This is a genomic window from Bacillus sp. FSL W8-0645, assembly GCF_038007905.1.
Classification (GTDB): domain Bacteria; phylum Bacillota; class Bacilli; order Bacillales; family Bacillaceae; genus Bacillus; species Bacillus pumilus.
In genome coordinates this window covers 412,265-433,595 of the sequence record NZ_JBBOYC010000001.1, presented here as the reverse complement: position 1 = coordinate 433,595, position 21,331 = coordinate 412,265, and the positions used below count along the sequence as shown (strand labels likewise).

Sequence of the window (21,331 nt, the reverse complement as noted above, 5' to 3'; positions counted from 1 at the left end):
TTAATTCCGGTAAGGTTTGCTAATTTTTCGTTCAAATAGGTCTTGAAGGAAGCTATAAATGATGGTCATCACCCAATACACAATCCCTACAGCTAAATAGGTTTCAAAGTATTTATAGTTCGCCGACGCAATCATCTTCCCTTGTGCAAACATTTCTGCCACACCAATCGTAAAGGCAAGAGATGTTTCTTTTAAAAGACCGATAAAGGTATTTCCCGTTGCTGGAATCGCATTTCTTATTGCCTGCGGGAAAATAATTCTTACGTAAGACTGCCATCTTGTCATGCCGACAGATAGACAAGCTTCCAGTTGCCCTTCATCTACAGAATTGAGGGCCGCTCTGAAAATTTCTGCTAAGTATGCTGAGTTTTTAATACTTAATCCGATAATGACCGCTGTTAGGGCATCCATTGAGGTCATCGCAGGGAATAGCTGCGGAAGACCAAAATAAATGAGAAAGAGCTGAACCAAGGTTGGAACCGCTCTGAAAAAAGAAATATACAGCTTGGCAAATTGGTATAAAACAGGTATCCGGTTTTTCGTAATAAGAGCGAATACCACACCAATGATAATGGCAAAAACCATGGAGACAATCGCCATGAAGATCGTTATCGGCAAGTATTGAATCAATGTCGGAAAAACCGTCACCATATACTGCCAATCAATTTTGTTCATGTCTGCTCTTCACCGCCGCTGTCGTTATTTTTTAATTGGCACTGTGACATCGTCTTTGAAATACTTCTCAGACAATTTCTTCAGTGTCCCGTCTTCTCTTAATTCTTTGATCGCTTTGTTAAATTCTTCTCTTAGCTTGTCATGCTTTTTATCTTTGGCAAATGGGTAGCCTACTTCTTCATACACAATTGGGTTGCCAACGATTTTGAGTGGCAGACCTGTTTTTTCAATTTGAGCAAGTAATACACTGCGTCCGTTGACATAAGCATCTACGCGGCCATTTGCCACTTCATTTAAGACACCGTCTTGCGTTTCATATGTTTTAATATTGATTTTTTTGTCTGGGTCTTTGCTCTCTAAGTTTTTGGCGTGGTTAGAGCCAAGAACCGCCGCCACTGTTTTCCCTTTTAAATCATCAAGACCTTTGATGTCGTTGTTGTCCTTTTTCACGATGATTTGTGTTCCTGCATAAGCGTACGTATCAGTAAAATGAAACGTTTGTTTACGCTCATCTGTGACTGCGACTTGATTTGACACTGTATCCAGCTTACCAGATGTCAGCTGTCCCATGAGTCCGCTGAATTCACTCAGCTGCCAGTCTAGTTTGTAGCCGAGCTTTTTCGCAACCGCTTCAGTTACTTCGACATCGAAGCCAACAAGCTTGCCATTGTCTTTATAAGCGAACGGATAGCTTTGCCCTGTGGCACCTACTTTCAACACTTTTTCGTCTTTGCCTTCACTCTGATTGTTACCGCCGCAAGCTGCTAAAACTGCCAACATTGCTGCAAATAGAACGACTAGCCATTTTTTGTTTTTCATGATCGTATACCCTTCTTTCCTCTTATGGTTGTGTGATATCTGACCTTAGTTGTTTTTTAAAATAAACCGTGATGTGACCCTTGCCTAAATCCTTTTCTCCTGCTCTGACGTAGCCTTTGCGCTCATACATGTCTATGAGCCACGGATGCTTATCAGCTGTACCAAGAGATACGTATGGCACCTTCAAGGTATCTCTTAACACTTCGGTTTCAACCCATTCCAGCAAGACAGAGCCTGTCCCTTTTTTGGCGGATGGTTCTGAGGCAAACCACCAAATATGAGGGACGCCGAACGGGCCTGGCTGTTCTCCCCAAGGCATACGGAGCGACAAGGTAGATAGAAGCTCTCCGTTTTCTTCCATCACATAGCAGAGATTCTTTTGTACATTTTTTTGAACGAGAGCGAAATCAGCATGTGCTGCTTGGAACTGGATGCCGAGCTCACGAATTGGCTCATAGGCTCTTGTTGTCAGTTCAAGCAGCGCCTCTATATCTGCCTCTGTTGCCAGACGAAACGTGTATCCCAACGTTAGTCACCTCACCCTTATGTCGTGTAACGATTTTTTGGCTGTGTTAATCCTAGATTTTCTCGTAAGGTTTGTCCTGTGTATTCTGTTTTGAATAAGCCTCTTTCCTGAAGGATTGGGACGACGCGGTCTACGAACATGTCCAGCCCTTCTGGCAATAGCGGCGGCATGACGTTAAAGCCGTCTGCTGCTTCTTCATTGATCCATGTTTCCATCACATCTGCGAGCTGCTGTGGTGTGCCAATGAAAATATTATGACCACGAGAGCCGGCAACCGATTGATAGAGCTGGCGAATGGTCAGGTGATCCTTTTTCGCCATATTCATCACGAGATCAAAACGGCTTTTTACCGCATTTGACGTGCTTGGATCAATTTCTGGAAGCGGTCCGTCTAAAGGATACTGAGACAGATCAATCCCACCTAAGTAGTTTTGCAGAATGCTAAGCCCAATCTCAGGAACAATCAGCTCCTGTAATTCTTCATATTTCGCTTTAGCTTCTTCCTCTGTATCAGCAATAATCGGGAAGATCCCCGGCATGATGCTGACGTCCTCTCTAGCACGACCAGCAGCCTTTACTTTCTCCTTTAAGCTTTGATAAAATTCCTTCGCTTTTTCGAGATCGTTTTGTGCAGTGAAAATGAGTTCAGCTGTTTTCGCTGCAAGCTTTTGACCATCTTCGGATGATCCTGCTTGAATGATCACTGGCTGCCCTTGAGGTGTGCGTGATACGTTGAGAGGACCCCTTACTGAGAAGAACTCCCCTTTATGCTGGAGCTCATGAAGCTTACTAGATTCAAAGAATTCTCCCGTTTCCTTGTTTCTGACAAGGGCGTCTTCCTCCCAAGAATCCCAAAGACCTTTGACGACTTCAACGAACTCTTCTGCTCGCTCGTATCGTTTATGGTGTGCTAAATGCTCTTCGCCGCTAAAGTTTTTCGCTGTTTCTTCAATAGAAGATGTGACCACATTCCATGCCGCTCTTCCGCCTGATAAATGATCAAGGGAGGCAAACTGTCTTGCAATATGGAAAGGTTCACTGTATGTAGTGGATGCTGTTGCTGCTAAACCAATTGATGAAGTAGACTCAGCAATGGATGAAAGCAGGGTGAGCGGTTCAAATCTCGTGAGTACATTCGGATGAGAGGTTTGGTTAATGGATAAGCTGTCAGCTAAAAAGAGTAAATCCAGCTTTCCTTCCTCTGCTTTTTTCGCTAATTGTTTAAAATAATCCAGGTTCATGGCTGCATCTGATACGGCGTTCGGATGTCTCCAAGAGGCAACATGATGTCCAGTTCCTGCAATGAATACGCCTAGCTTGAGCTTCCTTTTCGGCTGTGACACTTGTTCTTCATCCTTTCTATATCCTGCTGTATCAAACTGAAGTCCTCAGAAGATACATTTTTCTGATTGAATTAATCGGTTTTATCAATAAAAAAAGGGCAAATGTTGCGAAAAATGAAAAATAATTATTACTATATGCCCTTTTTACAGGATTGTCAACCGCCTTCTGAACCTCCAAAATTAGGGATTTGACTCGTTTATCACGGTGTATCGATTTCAATATTTCCGATGAGCCGGTCTGTGGTATGTGTCACCAATTGACTGCGTTCCAGCATGTTATGGGCGATCACGGAATGAGTGGAAGAAATGGTGCGGACGGCAATCGCTTTTTGAGGAGACAAATTAATGATGTTATTCCGCAGCACACGGGCTGAGGCGGCTTGATCAATAAAGATCGCCGTCGGCTGTCCGAACGAACGATTTAAATAAAAGCGGTTATCTCCGATTTGTGGTGAACCGTTTTTAATATACATCACGACATATAAAGATGATTCTTCAAAGGAATTGTCTTTGATTTCTAATGGCCCCGTCGTGCTACTGTATACGGCGTAGTTTTGGTAGTGCTTAAAGCGATTATGCCAAATGAAAGCCTTTGCATTTCCAGTGACACTGATCGTATACGAAGACGCAAGCTCTGGGTGTCCCTCTTGAATAAAGTGATTGCCGTTGATTCCAGCTTCTCCATCCTGCACCCAGATCCCTCTGCTGAAATCTTTGAATTGATTGTGCTGGATCAGGATATTCGTTCCTCTCACCATCGCCCCATCGATCACCGAATAGATGGTATTGTTTGAAAAGACGACGCTATCCGATTGATAGATACGCAGTGCTGCGCTTCTTTGCCCTGTATTCGTCCCCGATTCAATATGATTTCCTTCTATTAGAATACGATTCGCCATATAAACGGACAAAGCCGCATCTTCAAATAGACTGATCTTATTCCCTGTAATGTGAACGCTGTCGCCCCTCACATCAATCCCTTTTTCAAACCCTTCAATCATATTGCCAATAATAATCACATTGTTTTCCGATTGATCAAGAGAGACACCTAAGCTCGTAATTCCTGCTTTTGTTACGCCTCCTTCTACTGCACGGATCAAATTGTTGGCAATGATTGTTTCGGTAGCAAAGCCATAGGAGATGCTACTGTCTGTGTGATTGCCTTCAATGATGACACCATAGCCGTTGAAGTTATAAATGGAGCTGGCGGCACCACCTCTTACAATGTTGTTTCGAATTTGAATATTCAGCGGTTCCTCCATATTAACTGCATTTTCCCCGTAGCCTTCAATATCAATGCCCATTCTTGGCTCGACTCCGTTTACTCCTGCTCTCTCCAGCAAACAGTCCTCCACAATGACCCCATCACAGCCTGTAATCGAGATATTGTTTCGTCTTGAATCTGTGATGTGGCAGCCGGAAATATGAATAGATGAAGCAGGCGAGTACGATTCAGCTTGTGATAATAAGCCGTGGGGACTGACAATCATGCCGTCTCCCGTACAATTCTTGATTTGCACACGATTCACTTCCACATTAGAGGCCCCTTCAATACATATCCCAAAGCCCCACTCATGGGTTTTTCGTTCAGGAGGAAGCGACTTGTATACATGCTCATGACGATCCCCTTCGATACGCCCGCCCCGGATGGTCACATGCTGAACCTTTCCTATATAAAAGGCCGCATACCCCCATGAATCATTTGGTTTTACCTTAATTACGGCATCCGGCGCCATCTCAATGGTCATATGACTTGGCACACGTATACCCGCACCTCGGAAAGGAAAAAATCGATCCCCTCTGTACACTGCATCGATGACATACGTGCCGCTCGGCAGCCAGACGTGAGAATACCCCTGTGCTTTCGTCCATTGTAAGCATTCATTGAGCTTCGCTGTACAGTCCGTTTTCCCATCCGCCACCACACCAAAATCTTGTACATTGACAACAGGCTTTTTTAGATCAGATTCATTCAATTCCCCCAACCTAAACCCCTCCTTTTCACACATGTCCTCTTGTCATCCTATGCATGTGTAAAAGGTTTGCTTGTACAATCCTTCAAATTTTAAATAAATTCTTTCGGTATAACTTTCTGACCATTCTTACTTGAGAGAATTTTTCGTTTTTTGAGTCTTTACGCCTATTGAACTAACATTTTCCTGTTTTAGAATAGTTTTATATTGACACAAGAACTATACAAGAATATCATTTTTCTCATATCTCTTTTTTTAAGAAAGGATCTATGCCATGTCTACAATTGACCACGATAAAATTGTTAAAAGTGTTCCTCAAAAAGGGTTTTTTGGACATCCTAAAGGACTTTACACACTGTTTTTCACTGAATTTTGGGAGCGTTTCTCTTATTACGGCATGCGTGCACTGCTTATTTACTATATGTACACAGAGGTGACAAAGGGCGGTCTTGGCTTTGATCAGACGACAGCCAATTCGATCATGTCTGTCTACGGTGCGCTTGTCTATATGTCAGGCATTATTGGCGGATGGCTCGCCGACCGGGTATTCGGTTCGTCCAGTACGGTCTTTTATGGCGGGGTGTTCATTATGCTTGGACATGTCATTTTGGCTTTGCCAAGCGGAGCAACAGCGCTCTTTATTAGTATGGGATTGATTATTATTGGGACAGGTCTTCTAAAGCCGAACGTTTCAAACATTGTTGGCGACCTGTATTCCAAAACAGACCCACGCAGGGATTCTGGCTTTAGTATTTTCTACATGGGGATCAACATGGGCGGTTTTATTGCCCCATTAATTGTCGGAACACTCGGTCAAAAAGTGAACTTCCACCTCGGATTCTCACTTGCTGCCGTTGGGATGCTTGTTGGTCTGATTACATTTGTGATCACGAAAAAACCGAATCTTGGTCTTGCCGGTACTTATGTGACAAATCCGTTATCAGCTACTGAACGCAAGAACTTCAAAATTTTCGGAACATTAATTGCCATTGTGCTCGCTGTTTTTGTCGTCATTGGCATTCAAACAGGCGCACTCACGATTAATCTATTCACTTGGTTTGTCAGTGTTCTTGGGGTGCTCATTCCGATTGTGTATTTCATCGTCATGTATTTCAGTAAAAAGACGAGCCCAGTGGAGCAATCCAGGGTTCTCGCTTATATTCCATTGTTCCTTGCTGCGGTGATGTTCTGGGCGATTCAAGAACAAGGCTCAAACATTTTAGCCACATATGCAGATCAACGAACAAACTTGAATTTCCTTGGGATGACACTTGCCTCTTCATGGTTCCAATCATTGAACCCAATTTTCATTGTGCTCTTGTCTCCTGTGTTTGCTTGGTTGTGGATTAGACTAGGGAAAAAACAGCCATCTACCCCGATTAAGTTCTCACTTGGCCTTCTGTTTGCAGGATTATCCTTCATCATCATGATCATTCCTGCCTACATGTCTGGCCCGAATACACTTGTAAGTCCATTATGGCTCGTTCTGAGCTTCTTCCTTGTCGTGATCGGAGAGCTCTGCCTATCACCAGTTGGGCTGTCAGCGACAACAAAGCTTGCACCTGCTGCCTTCTCAGCGCAAACGATGAGCCTTTGGTTCCTTTCAAATGCGATGGCACAGGCGATCAATGCGCAAGTGGTCAAACTGTTTGATAAAGTGCCAGAAACCGTCTATTTCGGTATCATCGGATTGCTTGCCATCGTTTTATGCGGTGTGATGCTGCTCTTAACACCAGTGATTAAGAAAGCGATGAAAGGTATTCATTAAATAAAAAAAGAAGCCTCCCCATTGGGTTGGCTTCTTTTTTCTCGTTTAAAACCGGATCTCATCATCTCCATGAATTTGCAGCTTAAGCGGTTCACTTTTCGCTTGATGCTTTTTCACATAGCGGTGATAGACGACATACCCAATGATCATGAGAGGGACGCCGACATATAATCCGATGCGCTGCTCCTGATCAAAGGCAAGGCTGATCAACACAATGGTGTTGAGAGTAATCGCAATAATCGGCAGCACCGGATAGAGAGGGGTTTTAAATTTTAAGTTTTCCAACTTTCCGCCTGCTTTAAGATATCTTCTGCGGAAAAGCATCTGTGATAATGTAATGGTGATCCAGCCTGTCTGGGCACTCATGCCGGCAATGGACACGATCCAGGCAAAAACTGTTTTCTCTGCAAAGAAACCGGATAATAGCGAAATCCCTGTAAACAGGAACGTGAGCAGTAAGGCATTCATCGGAATACCGCGCTGATTCACGCGTCTAAATGCTTTTCCTGCCATTCCTTCTTTCGATAAGGAATAGAGCATTCTCGTCGATGCATACAAGCCAGAGTTGGCAACAGATAATAAAGCGATGATAATGACAAAGTTCATGATATCTGCCGCAAAAGGAATGCCCGTTCTCTCAAATACAGTAACAAACGGACTTTGTAGCACACTCGCTTCCTTCCAAGGCACCATACCCGCTAAGACAAAGATAGATAATACGAAAAAGACGAGTGTACGCCAAACAGTTTGATGAATGGAGCGAGGAACGGTTTTCTCAGGGTTTTCACTTTCTCCTGCCGCAATCCCGATCAGCTCTGTTCCTTGGAATGAAAAGTTCACGGTAATCATCGTGACCACAACGGCGAGCAATCCATTTGGAAACAGCCCATCACTCACAAAATGACTGAAGTAAGGAGCAGGTTCACCGCTCGTCGTTTCAATAAAACCAAACATCGCCGCTCCGCCTACACCTATAAAGAGTAAAATCGCAATGATCTTAATGGTTGAAAAGAAAAACTCCGACTCCCCGAACGCTTTCGCCGACCGGGCATTTAATAAGAAAAGACACAGTCCAAATATGAGACACCAAATCCACACATCCACTTGCGGGAGCCAGCGCCTCATCAGCTGTCCTGCTGATAAAAATTCAAGGGCGACCGTTGCTGCCCAGCCAAGCCAATAAATCCAGCCGACCGCAAAACCCGCTGCAGGGCTGACAAATTTCGTCGCATACGTATGAAACGACCCAGACACAGGAAGTGCGACCGACAGCTCTCCAAGACACAGCATGGTTAAATACATAATCAATCCGCCCACAATATAAGAAAGAACGGCTCCGACTGGTCCTGCTTGTCCAATCGTATAGCCCGTTCCTAAGAAAAAGCCTGTCCCAATGACACCGCCAAGTGAAATCATAAATAAATGACGGGAGGTCATCGCCCTTTTCAATTGCTCAGGCTGATTTTGTCCAACATCCACAATGATGCCCTCCTTCTTCTAAGATGATAACTTATCAAAACATGTCTCCATGTGATTCATTCCATTTTCAAAACAACCTACTAATTATACATCTTTTATAATAAATATGCTTCCTTCTATGGTCACTGTCTCAAAGTCTTTATTTTAGTAATGTTCGCACAAATAAAAGATGAAAGGCTTTGTAGACGAGAGAGGTTTGAAAGAAATGGGTTGCGGGCATAAAGTTGGTGAGATTCGCTCAAGCTAGTTTCAAATGCTTTACTTTTAGGTTGCTTCTCTGTAAGATCATATGTTGTAAATACCAACAAGAAAAGTGGGGAATAAAATGAAAAAAATGTTCTTTGCCATTATGTTAGGCGCTTGTGTTGCATTGATCACGGCATGTGGATCAGGTGCAGACGACAACGCGAATAAACAATCTGGGTCTAAGGAATCAGGTGACCTTTGGAAATCCATTCAGGATAAAGGTGTTCTGACGATCGGAACAGAGGGTACTTATGCTCCTTTCACATTCCATGACAAAAAGACAGATAAATTAACTGGCTACGATGTCGAAGTCATCACAGAAGTAGCAAAACGTCTTGACTTAAAACCTGAATTCAAAGAAACACAATGGGACAGCATGTTTGCTGGACTGAATTCAAAACGTTTTGACGTGGTAGCGAACCAAGTTGGTAAAACTGGACGTGAAAATCAATACGAGTTCTCTGATAAATACACAACGTCTCAAGCCATTGTTGTGACAAAATCAGATAACAACGACATCAAGAAACTATCTGATGTAAAAGGTAAAAAAGCAGCACAATCATTAACAAGTAACTACAATAAACTAGCTACAGATGCTGGCGCTAAAATTGAAGGCGTTGAAGGTCTTGCACAATCGATTCAATTGATTCAGCAAGGACGTGCTGATCTGACGTTCAATGACAAGCTGGCTGTATTGAATTACTTGAAAACAAGCGGGAACAAAAACCTAAAAGTTGCATTTGAAACAGGAGATCCTCAAGAAACTTACTTTGCATTCAGAAAAGGCAGCGGCGAAGTCGTTGACAAAGTGAATGGCGCATTAAAAGAAATGAAAAAAGACGGTACACTTGCTAAGATTTCCAAGAAATGGTTTGGTGAAGATGTTACAAAGTAATACCCTAGGAGTCGTCATTCCTTGGGATCTTCTTCAGCAATCTTTTTGGCCAATGGTGATGCAGGGGATTTATTATACAATCCCCCTCGCTATCATTGCCTTTATTATTGGTATTTTTATCGCGCTTGTGACAGCTCTTGCTAGAATGTCTAAAATCAAAGCCCTCAGATGGATTTTTTCCATCTATGTGTCGGCCGTTCGTGGAACGCCGCTTTTTGTGCAATTGTTTATTATTTTCTATTTCTTTCCGACATTTAATATCACACTGGATCCATATCCAAGTGCCATTATTGCTTTTTCATTAAACGTAGGTGCGTATGCGTCTGAAATTATCCGTGCATCCGTCCTATCTGTTCCTAAAGGACAATGGGAAGCTGGTTATTCAATTGGGATGACGCATCGTAAAACGCTTGTCCGCGTGATTTTACCGCAAGCTGTGCGTGTATCGATTCCGCCGCTATCTAATTCATTCATTAGTTTAGTGAAGGATACATCTCTTGCCTCCCAAATCCTCGTAGCAGAGCTTTTCCGTAAATCTCAGGAAATTGCTGCGGCGAACTTGGATCAGATCTTGTTCATTTATATGGAAGCAGCCCTAATCTATTGGGTATTCTGCTTCATTCTATCGCTCGTTCAGCATCAAATTGAAAAACGACTTGATCGATATGTCGCAAGGTAAGGAGGGAACGACATGCTAACAGTCAAAGGTCTCAAAAAATCCTTTGGTGAAAATGAGATTTTAAAGTCAATAGATTTTACGATCAACAAAGGGCAGGTTGTCGCCATTCTTGGGCCATCAGGTTCAGGAAAAACAACGATGCTTCGCTGTTTAAATGCACTTGAAACACCAAATGGCGGCTCCTTTACCTTCGATGATTTCTCAATTGATTTTTCGAAAAAAAATAAATCAGCTGATCTGCTAAAGCTACGCCGAAAATCGGGAATGGTGTTTCAAGATTATCACCTGTTTCCACACCGCACTGTGCTTGAAAATGTGATGGAAGGTCCTGTCCAAGTACAGCGCCGTCCAAAGGAAACGGTTCGAAAAGAAGCCATCCAGCTCTTGCAAAAGGTCGGTCTGGAAGATAAAAAGGATCTGTATCCATTCCAGCTCTCAGGCGGCCAAAAGCAGCGTGTCGGGATTGCCCGTGCACTTGCCATTCAGCCAGAGCTCATGCTTTTTGATGAGCCCACCTCTGCACTTGACCCTGAGCTTGTCGGGGAAGTCTTAAAGGTCATGAAGGATCTAGCGAAAGAAGGCTGGACCATGGCAGTTGTCACACATGAAATCAAGTTTGCCCAAGAAGTGGCGGACGAAGTGATATTTATTGATGGAGGCGTCATCGTCGAACAAGGTCCTCCAGAAGAAATCTTCAAACGACCGAAGGAAGAACGAACGAAGCAATTTTTAAACCGGATTTTGAATCCAGTATGATGAAAAAAGGCTGTTCTCACGTGATGAGAACAGCCTTTTTTCATATTTCTTTTTGCAGACGAAGCGCCAGTAAATCTTGCAAGAGCAATCTCGCTCCCTCTGGACTGATAACGACTCCACCCGATAGCACTTTGTTGGAGCCTGTTACTTCCCCTGTGACGACACAAGGTTTGTCCTGCCAATACGGCTTCATGACAATTTGGTCTTCTTCTCGATAAATCTCCATAAAATCGCGAGGATGAATTTTCAACCGTTTTCTTATATCTGTCGGAAGAACAATTCTTCCAAAGTTATCTATATATCTTACATAGTCTTGATTTAACAAATTGACCCCCTCCTGCATCTCTATAGATATAGGCGATTCCCTTTTTATCAAGGAATGAAGCGCTCTAATCGGTTAGTGAAAGGATAAGTTGCAGGCTGATCCAGTGGCTAAACACGCTTCCCATATATGATATATCTGTTTGGTGCAGGACCAATGAAAGAAAAAGGATAACATGTGGTGAGGATAAGTTCTTCCTTTTCCTGTTGCAATGTAATAATACTTTGATCATCTTTTTTCACAATCTTTGTTTTCTCAATTTCATAGGTAAATCGTCCATATGAAAGTTCAATGACGAGTTGATCCCCTTTCACCAGTTCTCCTGTTCGTCTAAACACAGTATCACGATGCCCAGATAAAACGATTTGTCCTTGTTCATTAGGTAAATAGCTTTCGTGATAATGACCAACGCCCTTTGCTAAATCCTCCGCTTCTGTGCCTTCTACAATTGGTAACTCAGCATTTAACTTTGGAATGTGTAAGAGCCCAATGGTTTCACCAGCCTTCGGGACAAAAGGGGAATCTGTTTGCCCCTTTTGCTGGATGGCTGCTTGTGCAGACTGGAAAGATTGATCTACTTGCCTTTGCCCATCAACAATCCTCATATATCCTATCATCACAAGACAAATACCTGCTGAAATCAATAGCGTTGAGATGATTTTTTGAAACATGGACAATTATTCGTTTCTTTTTCTTCTTTTCCATACAATAAGGGATGCACCTATTAGCACAAGTGCAAATCCTGCTAGTAAAAGGTTGTACATCGCTGTTGCTGTATTCGGCAGGTGATGTCCGGGTGTGTCCGGGTTTGACCCAGAAGGCTGCTCTGGATGTTCAGGCACCTCTGGCACATGCGGCGGTTCTACCGTTGTGGAGTTTTCGGGTTTGTCTGGTTCGTCAACATTCTCACCCTTCACAACTGCGATATTTTGAATGGTTTTACCTTCATATCCTTTAGCGACCTTCGCTTCAAAAGTAATCGTATGCCAGTCCGTATCTTTGATATCGCCAAATTGACCGGTTACTGTGCCTTTTGTGTAATCTCCGTTGTCGTCATCTTTTGCATCTGTGACGGCTTGTCCATCTACTTTTAATGACCCTTCGACATATTCAAGACCTGCTGGCAATTTATCGGCAATAACTAAATCTTTGACGATGCTGTCTTCTACACTATTTTTTGTTTTGATGGTGTAAAGAAGGGTGTCGCCTACCTGAACTTCTTTTTCATCTTTATTGCCTTCTGCTTTTTGAGTGATCTCAGATGTTTTTTCCGATTCAAGCTTTGGATCTCTTGGATCAATGTTTGTTTCGGTTGTCGGCTCATCTGGCGGTGTGTTTTCGCCTGTTACTTTCGCTGTGTTTTGAATGCTTTTACCTGATTGGCCTTTAGCGACCTTCGCTTCAAAAGTAATCGTATGCCAGTCCGTGTTTTTGATGTCACCAAATTGACCGGTTACTGTGCCTTTTGTGTAGTCTCCGTTGTCGTCATCTTTTGCATCTGTGACAGCTTGGTCATCTACTTTTAATGATCCTTCGACATATTCAAGACCTTCTGGCAGTTGATCTGCGATGACTAAATTTTTGACGATGCTGTCTTCTTCAAGATTCTTTGTTTTGATCGTATAAAGAAGGATATCTCCTACCTGTGGTGTCTTTTCATCTGTGTTTCCTTCTGCTTTTTTCTGAATGCTCGCTGCCTTTTCTGATGATAGTTTTGGTTCACGAGGGTAAATTTGTGTTTTCGTTGTTGGATCATCTGGCGGCGTGTTTTCACCTGTTACTTCGGCTGTGTTTTGAATGTCTTGACCAGACTGTCCCTTTTCAACTGTTACTTCAAACGTTACGGTATGCCAGTCCGTGTCCTTCACATCACCAAAATATCCCGTGACCTTTCCATCTGTGTAGTCACCGCTATCGTCGTCTTTCACATCTGTGACGGATTCTCCATCAATTTCAAGAGACCCAGCAACATACTTCAGCCCTTTTGGCAATTGATCTGAGATGACTAGATTTTCAATAAGGCTGTCTTCTATCGTGTTTTTTGTTTTAATCGTATAAAGAAGGGTGTCCCCTACTTCTGGGTGCTTCTCATCTGTGTTACCTTCGGCTTTTTTCTGCCAGACGGCTGATTTTTCTGATTCAAGCTTTGGGTCACGAGGATAGATTTCTGTTTTTGTAGTTGGATCGTCTGGTGGTGTATTTTCACCTGTGACACTCGCTGTATTTTGAATGTCTTTACCAGACTGTCCTTTTTCAACCGTCACTTCAAACGTCACGGTATGCCAATCTGTATCCTGAATGTCACCGAATTGTCCTGAGACGGTTCTATTTGTGACATCACCATTGTCTTGATCTTGCTCATCTGTCACCGCTTGTCCGTCTACCTCAAGTGAATTGGGCACATATGCTAATCCTTCTGGCAGTTCATCTGAGATTACTAAGTTTTTAACGAGACTGTCTTCTATCGTATTCTTTGTTTTAATTGTATAAAGAAGTGTGTCACCGACCTCTGGATGCTTCTCATCTGTATTACCATCTGCTTTTTTCTGCAAGACGGCTGATTTTTCAGAAGTCAGCTTCGGGTCACGAGGATAGATTTCTACATTCGTTGTCGGCTCGTCTGGCGGTGTGTTGCCGGTTGTGACATTGGCTGTATTTTGAATGTCTTTGCCTGCCTGACCTTTTTCAACTGTGACTTCAAACGTCACGGTATGCCATTTCGCATCTTTCACTTCACCGAACGTTCCAGTAACAGTTCCACCTGTCATATCACCGTTATCATCATCTTTTGCATCTGTGACTGGATTTCCATCTACCTGAAGTGAATTTGGTACATATGATAACCCTTGAGGTAACTTGTCAGAAATCACAAGATCTTCAATGAAGCTGTCTTCAACAGTGTTACGGGCTTGAATGGTATACAGCAATGTGTCGCCTACTTCCGGGTGCTTCTCATCTGTATTACCATCTGCTTTTTTCTGTAAGACCGCTGATTTTTCTGATTCAAGCTTTGGATCACGAGGATAAATTTCTATGTTTGTTGTTGGTTTGTCTGGCGGTGTGTTTTCCCCTTTGACATTGGCTGTATTTTGAATATCTTTGCCAGCTTGACCTTTTGCTACTTTCGCTTCAAATGTCACAGTGTGCCAATCGGTATCTTTCACATCACCTAATTGACCTGTAACTGTGCCGTTTGTATAATCACCTTTGTCTTGGTCTTTAGCATCTGTTACGCTTGTGCCATCCACCTTAAGAGATCCAGAAACATAAGTTAGGCTGGTCGGAAGGTTATCTGATATTATCAGATTTTTAAGAATGCCGAATTGCACCGTATTTTTGGCTCTAATTGTATAAAGCAACGTGTCGCCTACTTCTGGATGCTTCTCATCAGTGTTTCCTTCTGCTTTTTTCTGTAAAGTAACAGACTTTTCTGATTCAAGGTTAGGTGGGAATGGATCAAATTCTGGCTTTACCCGTGATGCTAAGTCGTAAGATAATGAATTACCTGCAATGCCAATATATTTTGTACTTAATGATTTTGCATCAAGTGTAAAAAGAGTAGAATGGCCTATAGATGCATCTTTACCTGATTGTAATAGCATTTGTCCATTTGGCAAAAAGCTAATTCCTCGTACGCCTCCCTCAATAGGTTTACCATCTGCATTTGTGATTGGAATCACTCGAATTACTTCAGCTGTATCAGGATTCATTTGTGCAATGGCGCCACTTCCATTTGATGCGAACCAAAGATAGCCATCCTTATCGACTACAAGGTCTCCGCCAACTCCAGAGCCGATGTCATAGCCGACAATTTTTTTAGACGTTTTTTGACCGGTCGTTAAATCGTATGATCCAAGGAAGTATTCACCACCCGAAGCATAGGAATGTAAATATTTACCTTTGTAGATGACAGCATTCGACGCAGCATACGAACCTCCAGCTAATACGCCTACACTCTGAGCTTGTCCTGTCGTCGGATCTATTTTATAAAGAACAGGTTCTCCAGTTGCTGTCGTCGTTGCATACACAAAATTTTGTTGATCATTAACTGCAACACCGTTGACTAAAGTGCTCGGAATCCCCTTCACCGGCACACTAGCCTTTACGTTGGTTGGATTATTCCCATCAAGCTGATAAAGGGTCATTGGAAGACCTTGGCCACTTTGGCCAATCATGTAGGAATCTGTGTTGTTGACAACCACCGTTCCAGCGGCTTTCGTAACAGCTGGTGAGACTGTTAATAAATTCCCAGCAATCAGCACCAATATAAGAAATAATTGACTCGTTCTTTTTAATATGTTCATTCTTTGACATCCCCTTTCCATGCTTCAGATCATAATGGTATGTACCAGTTCACCTCCCACACTTTGGTAAAGAATATCAATAATATTTCAAAAGCCTCAACATGACTAAATGACTATTTTCGACAAAAATAGACATTTAGAACTATATACCTCTCAATGATTGATTCGCTTATGTCTTTCCAATAAATTAACCTTTTTCCATCTCAAATTTCATCATCTATCTATCTTTACAAACAGGTCTTATGATGCGAATCACATACAATCCTTTCTATTTAAAGATAAATATTCTTTTATTGGGTGACGATTAATTTTTTGTTAATATATATTGGATTTTTTTCTTTTTTTAATAAAAAAAGGGAATGATTGGTTCGCTTTGTTAAAAAAAACAAGCCGAAAGTCTTGCTGCTTGTTTTGATGTTTTGACTTTTACGATGCGAAAAAATTCTTTTTATAAGTAAGCGATTACAATTGAGCAAAGCCATTTAAAGGGGCGTGGGAGTATGTTACGATTGAATTCGAGTGTTTAAGAAAGAAGGGAAAGCTTTTGAAGCGGGAACATCTTTTACGTTGGTTTTTTTATTTTGTTGGATTAATCGTATTAGCTTTTGGACTATCGCTGACAGTGAAAGGAAAGATTCTTGGGATTGGTCCTTGGGACGCTTTCCACTACGGACTGTTTCAGCATTTTGGACTGACGATTGGACAATGGTCCATCATTATTGGTGCACTGATTGTGACACTAACATCTGTTTTTACGAAATCATTTCCAAAGATCGGCGCATTACTGAACATGGTGCTGATTGGCATGTTTATAGATTTCTTTAATGCGGTATTGCCTGCACCACATGGGTATTTACCCGCTTTATATGTGTTTATTACGGGCGTTGTGGTTTCAGGGTATGGTGTAGGCATTTATGTCTCAGCAAATCTTGGCGCTGGGCCAAGGGATTCATTAATGCTGCTCATCTCAGCGAAAACAGGGTTGAACGTGCAGTGGGTGCGAAATGGCATTGAGTTAACAGTGCTTTTATTTGCATGGATGCTCGGCGGGCCGATTGGCGTTGGCACGATTCTAACGGCTATTTTCACAGGTCTCGTCCTTCGATTCTCCTTGCCGCAATCGACACGGCTCTTGCAGCTGCTTATTACAAAAACAGCAGAGAAACCTGTTCAGACGCTTATCCGATAAGAACAAGCCATTCTATAAAAAGAATGGCTTTTCTTGTGTTAAAATGAAAAAACAGAATATTCTATTATTTAAGATGAGACCTCATGCAGCTTTTCCACTATCATTACTGGACACCATTTGTCGAAGAGACCGAGCAGACGTATCGCTTGTTAGGCTTTGAAGTAAAGGCGCGTTTCACAAAGGATGGCTCCTTTCATCCGCCGCTCACATGGGATGATTTTAGAGAAGAGCAGCCGACCTTTCGAATCGTCGAAATGAGAAAGGGACAAATGAATATCACATTCGGTTAAAGTAAAAAAGTCCTTTCTGATCATACAGGCTTAGAATGCAGCGTGGCTTGCTGTCACTTTATGCTTTGATTGTATAGGATTTCCCTTTTGTACGGCGCTCTCCAATGGTACAATCAATGTAAAAAATTAGAGGTTCATTATGAAGATTTTCGCTATCCAATTACAACATTTAGATGACATCCATGCACGAGAACAAATCGAGCATTTGAAACTCTTTGTTTCAGCTGAAAAGCGTGCTGCGGCTGAGCGTTTTCGCTTTTTGGTCGATGCAAGAAGGACTTTGTTAGGTGAGGTGCTGGTTCGTCAAATGATCCATAGTATGTACGATCTGCCTATTGATCAGATCGTTTTTCAAACAGAGGGCAATGGCAAGCCTGTCGTCCGGCACATTCCTTCTTTTCATTTTAATCTTTCTCACTCTGGTGCTTGGGTCGTATGCGCAATAGATGATGCACCCGTTGGTATTGATATTGAGGAGATCAAACCGATTGATCTAGCGATTGCTAAACGATTTTTTTCAGCAAATGAGTATGAGGATTTACTTTCACAACCGGCAGAACGGCAGGAAGCCTACTTCTTTCACTTATGGTCAATGAAGGAGGCCTTTATCAAGCTGACTGGAAAGGGATTATCTTATGGTCTTTCGTCCTTTACAGCCCGCCTGTCAGAGGATGGACAGGCGACGCTTGCATTACCTGATCATGAAGCGCCCTGCTTTGTTCAAACATACTCACTCGATCCTGCCTACCAAATGGCGGTGTGTACACGAAAGCCTTCTGCGGCTGAACGTGTAGAGATACTCTCTTGCCGTGATGTGCTGTCTCGTCTTTAATATCGCCCAATTTGCTGAAATGCTGTCTTTAACAAATCGACTCCACGTGTGATTTGTTCTTCTTTCACATGCCAAATGTTCAACTGAAGAATAGAGTCTTTTTGAAAGGTAGACAGATAATGGCGGTCGATTGACTGAATGGAAACAGATGCCTTTTTCAGCTGCTGAATGAGCTGGTTCGTCGGAATTGACCGATCGAGACGTACATGTGTATGAGTAGCTGGCTCCTCTTCTCCTAGTTGATAAGCGATTTGATCGCTTTTCAGGCATGTCACTAGTTGTTTGGATCGGTTGCGATAGGTCGCCCGCATTCTGTCTCGATGCCGTTCAAACATCCCGCTTTTTAAATATATTTCTAAGGCTGCCTGTGACAGCATGGAGCTGTCGATGTCAATGAGCCGTTTGTGTTCGCTAAAAGGTCTAATCAGTTCCTCAGGTAAGACGACCGCTCCTGTTCGAAGTCCTGGAAAGATGATCTTGGAGAAGCTTTTTAAATAAATGACCTTACCCGCCTGATCGTACGAATAGATCGGGTCTCTTTTTGCATCGAATTCTAAATCGGCTATGTAATCATCTTCAACGATATAGACATCATATGTCTCGGCAAGAGCTGCAATCGCTCTTTTCTCCTGTTTTGACAAGCTCGTTCCAAGCGGGTTTTGAAATCTTGGCATCGTATAGAAAAAACGAATCTCCTCTTCTCGAAAGATGCGCTCCAATTTCTGAAGGTCAATTCCCTTTTCCGTCCGCTGAATCCCCATCACAGGCAGTTGATTTTTTTCTAAATATTGAAGGTATAGGTGATAGCCTGGCTGTTCGACTAGTATGGTCTGTTTGCCATTCGGAAAAGGGATGGTGCTTAAAATGGATAACGCCAGCTGAATACCAGAAGTCATAACGATCTGTTCTGGATTTGCAAACACTTGATAATCCATTAATCGCTTAGAAATGACTGGCAGCAGCGAGGGTAATCCGTTGGCTGTGCCGTAAATAAACAAGTCATTTTGATACAAGTCGATCGCTTGGTTGATGCAGTGCTGGAAATCAACATATGGAAACACGACGGGATCAGGTGCAGATGAAGCAAAATCAATCCATGTGCTATCCTCTTTCCCTGCCGACTGCTTTGTTTTCACGACATAGTAGCCGCTTCTTTCTACAGAATACAGCAGATGTTCTCGTTCTAATGTGTCTAGTGCTTTGATGACAGTGCTTTTACTCACTGCATATTGAGCCGCCAAATGGCGAATGGAAGGGATCTTCATGCCAGCATTGTATTCACCAGACGTCATCTTCTCTTTTAAGCTGAGAACAAGCTGATCATATTTCCTCACACCACTTCCTCCTTGTACCGGTACAGATATCATGTTCTCTTATTGTACACCTTAGATGATCCGATTACGATAGAAGAACAGAACCGGTCAATTCATCCGAAGCATGCATGCTCGTATAAGGAGTCAAATTGTGGACATTTCAAAACAGAAAGCGTATGCTGCCGCAATAGGCTACGCCACGATCATTGGTTTTTCATTTTTGTTTGTCAAAATTGCATTAGAATCAGCAAACCCGATCGATTTATTGGCACACCGCTTTACAGTTTCTTTTGCAGCCGCACTATTGCTGTATCCATTTTTACGAAAGAAAATCCGCCTCTCCATTCAATGGCGAGATCTTCTCTACATCGTACCGTTTTCCTTGCTTTACCCTGTGTTGTTTTTTGCTTTTCAAGTATGGGGGCTGATGTATACCTCTTCGTCAGAGGCTGGTATTATTCAGGCAACGATTCCTATTCTGACAATGGTGCTTGCCGCGTGGTTTTTAAAGGAACGCGCGACATGGATCCAAGTGCTGTTTACCATTCTTTCTGTGTGCGGGGTGATGCTTCTCTTTGTCATGAAGGGAATTGATGTGAAGCATTCACACATGATCGGCTATGGACTGATATTGCTTTCTGCCTTATCATCCAGTGCATACAGTGTATTTGCCCGGGTGATTACACGGCGCTTCCATGTGATTGAACTCACCTTCGTGATGACATTCTTTGGATTTGTCTTCTTCAATGCCGCTGCGCTCTTCCGGCATTCAGTAAACGAGACAATGCCTCAATTTTTCAGCCCATTTACACAACCATCCTTTGTATGGTCAATGCTCTTTTTAGGCATTCTTTCTTCTCTTCTCACGGCATATTTATCAAACTATGCCCTCTCTCAGCTTGAAGCGGCAAAGGTCAGCATCTTTAACAATTTATCTGCGTTTATTACAGTCGCCGCTGGGGTCCTCATTTTACATGAAACAATCGATTGGTATCATCTCATCGGAGGTGTACTTGTCATTGGCGGAGTGATTGGCGGGAATGTGGTGAAAAAGCGGAATTCATAAGAAAAAGCGGTCCCTTTAAGGAGGACCGCTTTCTTTTAATATTTCATTAATTGTTGTTTAGCTGCAAGGTCGATGCATCTTCCTCTATTTATCCAAGCGAGAAATATTGCAACAAAATAGTTGGAATTACACAATAATTCTATTTACTTCACACTTCATAGATAGTTACTGAAGTATTAACAAATTAATAAAATCCCATCTGTCCTGTTATTACATCAAAATAAACCCCAGATATTCCATTTTAATGGAAAATACAGTATATAAAACCTATTTACCCTAAATCCTTTTTATGTATAATATGGGTATATAAGCAAGGGGGGGAGGTGTTAAATATGAAAATGGGTTTAAAAAATAGATTGTTCGCAATTCTAGGCTTGAGTCTTATTTTCACTTTAACTTTAACAACAATGATTTTATTGACTCTTGAACCAGTCACACCTTTTGCAAATCTAGCAGCAAACTATCCTCAAATACCTACTTGGGCATTAACTTCTATTAGTGCAATTCTAAATGCTGCTGGTACAGTTGGTGCTATTGCTGCTGTCCTAGGTACTTTTGGACTTGGTGCTATTGCCTCTCTAGTAATTAGTTATGCTAGAAAATATGGGGTTAAATACGCTATTGCTTTCTAAAAAATGATTTTATAGAGAAGGTGTACATGCCTTCTCTTTACACCTTTAAAAATGGAAGTGTTGTAAATGCATAAATATTTAATGTACACAAAGATATTGTTAATCAATGATTTAAGAAGACATCAACGTAATAACGCTCTCATTTTAGTATTTTTTTCCTTCTTATACATAATTATACCTCTGTTACTAGGTGTATTAACTACTTATTTTTTTAAGAATTTATC

19 protein-coding genes are annotated in these 21,331 nt (G+C 42.2%); 9 read left to right on the top strand and 10 right to left on the bottom strand.

The window, feature by feature from the left end; translation table 11 throughout:
• The 5 genes from NST39_RS02100 to NST39_RS02080 all read right to left on the bottom strand — a co-directional run bounded on the left by NST39_RS02100 (position 1) and on the right by NST39_RS02080 (position 5,348).
• Complete coding sequence (locus NST39_RS02100) at positions 1-675, bottom strand: amino acid ABC transporter permease (protein WP_003214174.1); 675 nt, start codon at positions 673-675, stop codon at positions 1-3.
• A gap of 24 nt (positions 676-699) precedes the next feature.
• Complete coding sequence (locus tag NST39_RS02095; protein WP_185108313.1) at positions 700-1,494, bottom strand: amino acid ABC transporter substrate-binding protein; 795 nt, start codon at positions 1,492-1,494, stop codon at positions 700-702.
• Positions 1,495-1,516: 22 nt separating this feature from the next.
• Positions 1,517-2,020 (bottom strand): GNAT family N-acetyltransferase, encoded by a 504-nt coding sequence (locus NST39_RS02090; protein ID WP_003214146.1) that lies wholly within the window; start codon positions 2,018-2,020, stop codon positions 1,517-1,519.
• A 17-nt stretch (positions 2,021-2,037) separates the two neighbouring features.
• Positions 2,038-3,363 (bottom strand): LLM class flavin-dependent oxidoreductase, encoded by a 1,326-nt coding sequence (locus tag NST39_RS02085; RefSeq protein ID WP_283924148.1) that lies wholly within the window; start codon positions 3,361-3,363, stop codon positions 2,038-2,040.
• A gap of 200 nt (positions 3,364-3,563) precedes the next feature.
• Positions 3,564-5,348 carry a right-handed parallel beta-helix repeat-containing protein gene (locus NST39_RS02080; protein WP_341026730.1) on the bottom strand — a complete coding sequence of 595 codons (1,785 nt, stop codon included), beginning with the start codon at positions 5,346-5,348 and terminating at the stop codon, positions 3,564-3,566.
• Positions 5,349-5,610: 262 nt separating this feature from the next.
• Here NST39_RS02080 and NST39_RS02075 point away from each other — a divergent pair, with 262 nt between their 5' ends.
• Positions 5,611-7,104, top strand: coding sequence for a peptide MFS transporter (locus NST39_RS02075; RefSeq protein ID WP_044140493.1), 1,494 nt, complete (start codon positions 5,611-5,613; stop codon positions 7,102-7,104).
• Positions 7,105-7,149: 45 nt separating this feature from the next.
• Here the strand turns inward: NST39_RS02075 and NST39_RS02070 are convergent, their stop codons facing one another.
• Positions 7,150-8,583 carry an amino acid permease gene (locus NST39_RS02070; RefSeq protein WP_003214392.1) on the bottom strand — a complete coding sequence of 478 codons (1,434 nt, stop codon included), beginning with the start codon at positions 8,581-8,583 and terminating at the stop codon, positions 7,150-7,152.
• 325 nt (positions 8,584-8,908) lie between these two features.
• Between NST39_RS02070 and tcyA the strand changes: the two genes are divergently transcribed.
• Genes tcyA through NST39_RS02055 form a run of 3 tightly spaced genes read left to right on the top strand, consistent with a single transcriptional unit; the run spans position 8,909 to position 11,159 of the window.
• Entirely contained in the window at positions 8,909-9,724 is an 816-nt protein-coding gene (gene tcyA / locus NST39_RS02065; RefSeq protein ID WP_341026727.1) for a cystine ABC transporter substrate-binding lipoprotein TcyA, read from the top strand.
• A complete protein-coding gene (locus NST39_RS02060; RefSeq protein ID WP_034325166.1) occupies positions 9,711-10,403 on the top strand; it encodes an amino acid ABC transporter permease in 693 nt (230 codons plus the stop codon). Before tcyA ends, NST39_RS02060 begins: the two co-directional genes overlap by 14 nt.
• Positions 10,404-10,415: 12 nt before the next feature.
• Positions 10,416-11,159 carry an amino acid ABC transporter ATP-binding protein gene (locus NST39_RS02055; protein ID WP_003214030.1) on the top strand — a complete coding sequence of 248 codons (744 nt, stop codon included), beginning with the start codon at positions 10,416-10,418 and terminating at the stop codon, positions 11,157-11,159.
• 40 nt (positions 11,160-11,199) lie between these two features.
• Here the strand turns inward: NST39_RS02055 and NST39_RS02050 are convergent, their stop codons facing one another.
• From NST39_RS02050 to NST39_RS02040, 3 genes are all read right to left on the bottom strand, one after another.
• Positions 11,200-11,484 (bottom strand): AbrB/MazE/SpoVT family DNA-binding domain-containing protein, encoded by a 285-nt coding sequence (locus tag NST39_RS02050; protein WP_052465526.1) that lies wholly within the window; start codon positions 11,482-11,484, stop codon positions 11,200-11,202.
• A gap of 107 nt (positions 11,485-11,591) precedes the next feature.
• On the bottom strand, positions 11,592-12,152 hold the full coding sequence (locus NST39_RS02045; RefSeq protein ID WP_268483525.1) for a class D sortase: 561 nt from the start codon (positions 12,150-12,152) through the stop codon (positions 11,592-11,594).
• A gap of 6 nt (positions 12,153-12,158) precedes the next feature.
• Entirely contained in the window at positions 12,159-15,785 is a 3,627-nt protein-coding gene (locus NST39_RS02040; protein WP_341026725.1) for an isopeptide-forming domain-containing fimbrial protein, read from the bottom strand.
• 544 nt (positions 15,786-16,329) lie between these two features.
• Between NST39_RS02040 and NST39_RS02035 the strand changes: the two genes are divergently transcribed.
• From NST39_RS02035 to NST39_RS02025, 3 genes are all read left to right on the top strand, one after another.
• On the top strand, positions 16,330-16,974 hold the full coding sequence (locus tag NST39_RS02035; RefSeq protein WP_044140485.1) for a YczE/YyaS/YitT family protein: 645 nt from the start codon (positions 16,330-16,332) through the stop codon (positions 16,972-16,974).
• Between the two features lie 83 nt (positions 16,975-17,057).
• Entirely contained in the window at positions 17,058-17,264 is a 207-nt protein-coding gene (locus NST39_RS02030; protein ID WP_044140623.1) for a hypothetical protein, read from the top strand.
• Positions 17,265-17,403: 139 nt separating this feature from the next.
• Positions 17,404-18,096: a 4'-phosphopantetheinyl transferase family protein gene (locus NST39_RS02025; protein ID WP_341026721.1), complete on the top strand. Its 693-nt coding sequence runs from the start codon at positions 17,404-17,406 to the stop codon at positions 18,094-18,096.
• Here NST39_RS02025 and NST39_RS02020 read toward each other — a convergent pair.
• Positions 18,093-19,430 (bottom strand): aminotransferase-like domain-containing protein, encoded by a 1,338-nt coding sequence (locus NST39_RS02020; protein WP_341026719.1) that lies wholly within the window; start codon positions 19,428-19,430, stop codon positions 18,093-18,095. The two genes, NST39_RS02025 and NST39_RS02020, sit on opposite strands and share 4 nt — an antisense overlap.
• A gap of 130 nt (positions 19,431-19,560) precedes the next feature.
• Between NST39_RS02020 and NST39_RS02015 the strand changes: the two genes are divergently transcribed.
• Positions 19,561-20,475 (top strand): DMT family transporter, encoded by a 915-nt coding sequence (locus NST39_RS02015; protein WP_341026716.1) that lies wholly within the window; start codon positions 19,561-19,563, stop codon positions 20,473-20,475.
• A 332-nt stretch (positions 20,476-20,807) separates the two neighbouring features.
• A complete protein-coding gene (locus NST39_RS02010) occupies positions 20,808-21,107 on the top strand; it encodes a hypothetical protein (RefSeq protein ID WP_113768544.1) in 300 nt (99 codons plus the stop codon).
• Positions 21,108-21,331: the final 224 nt, after the last annotated feature.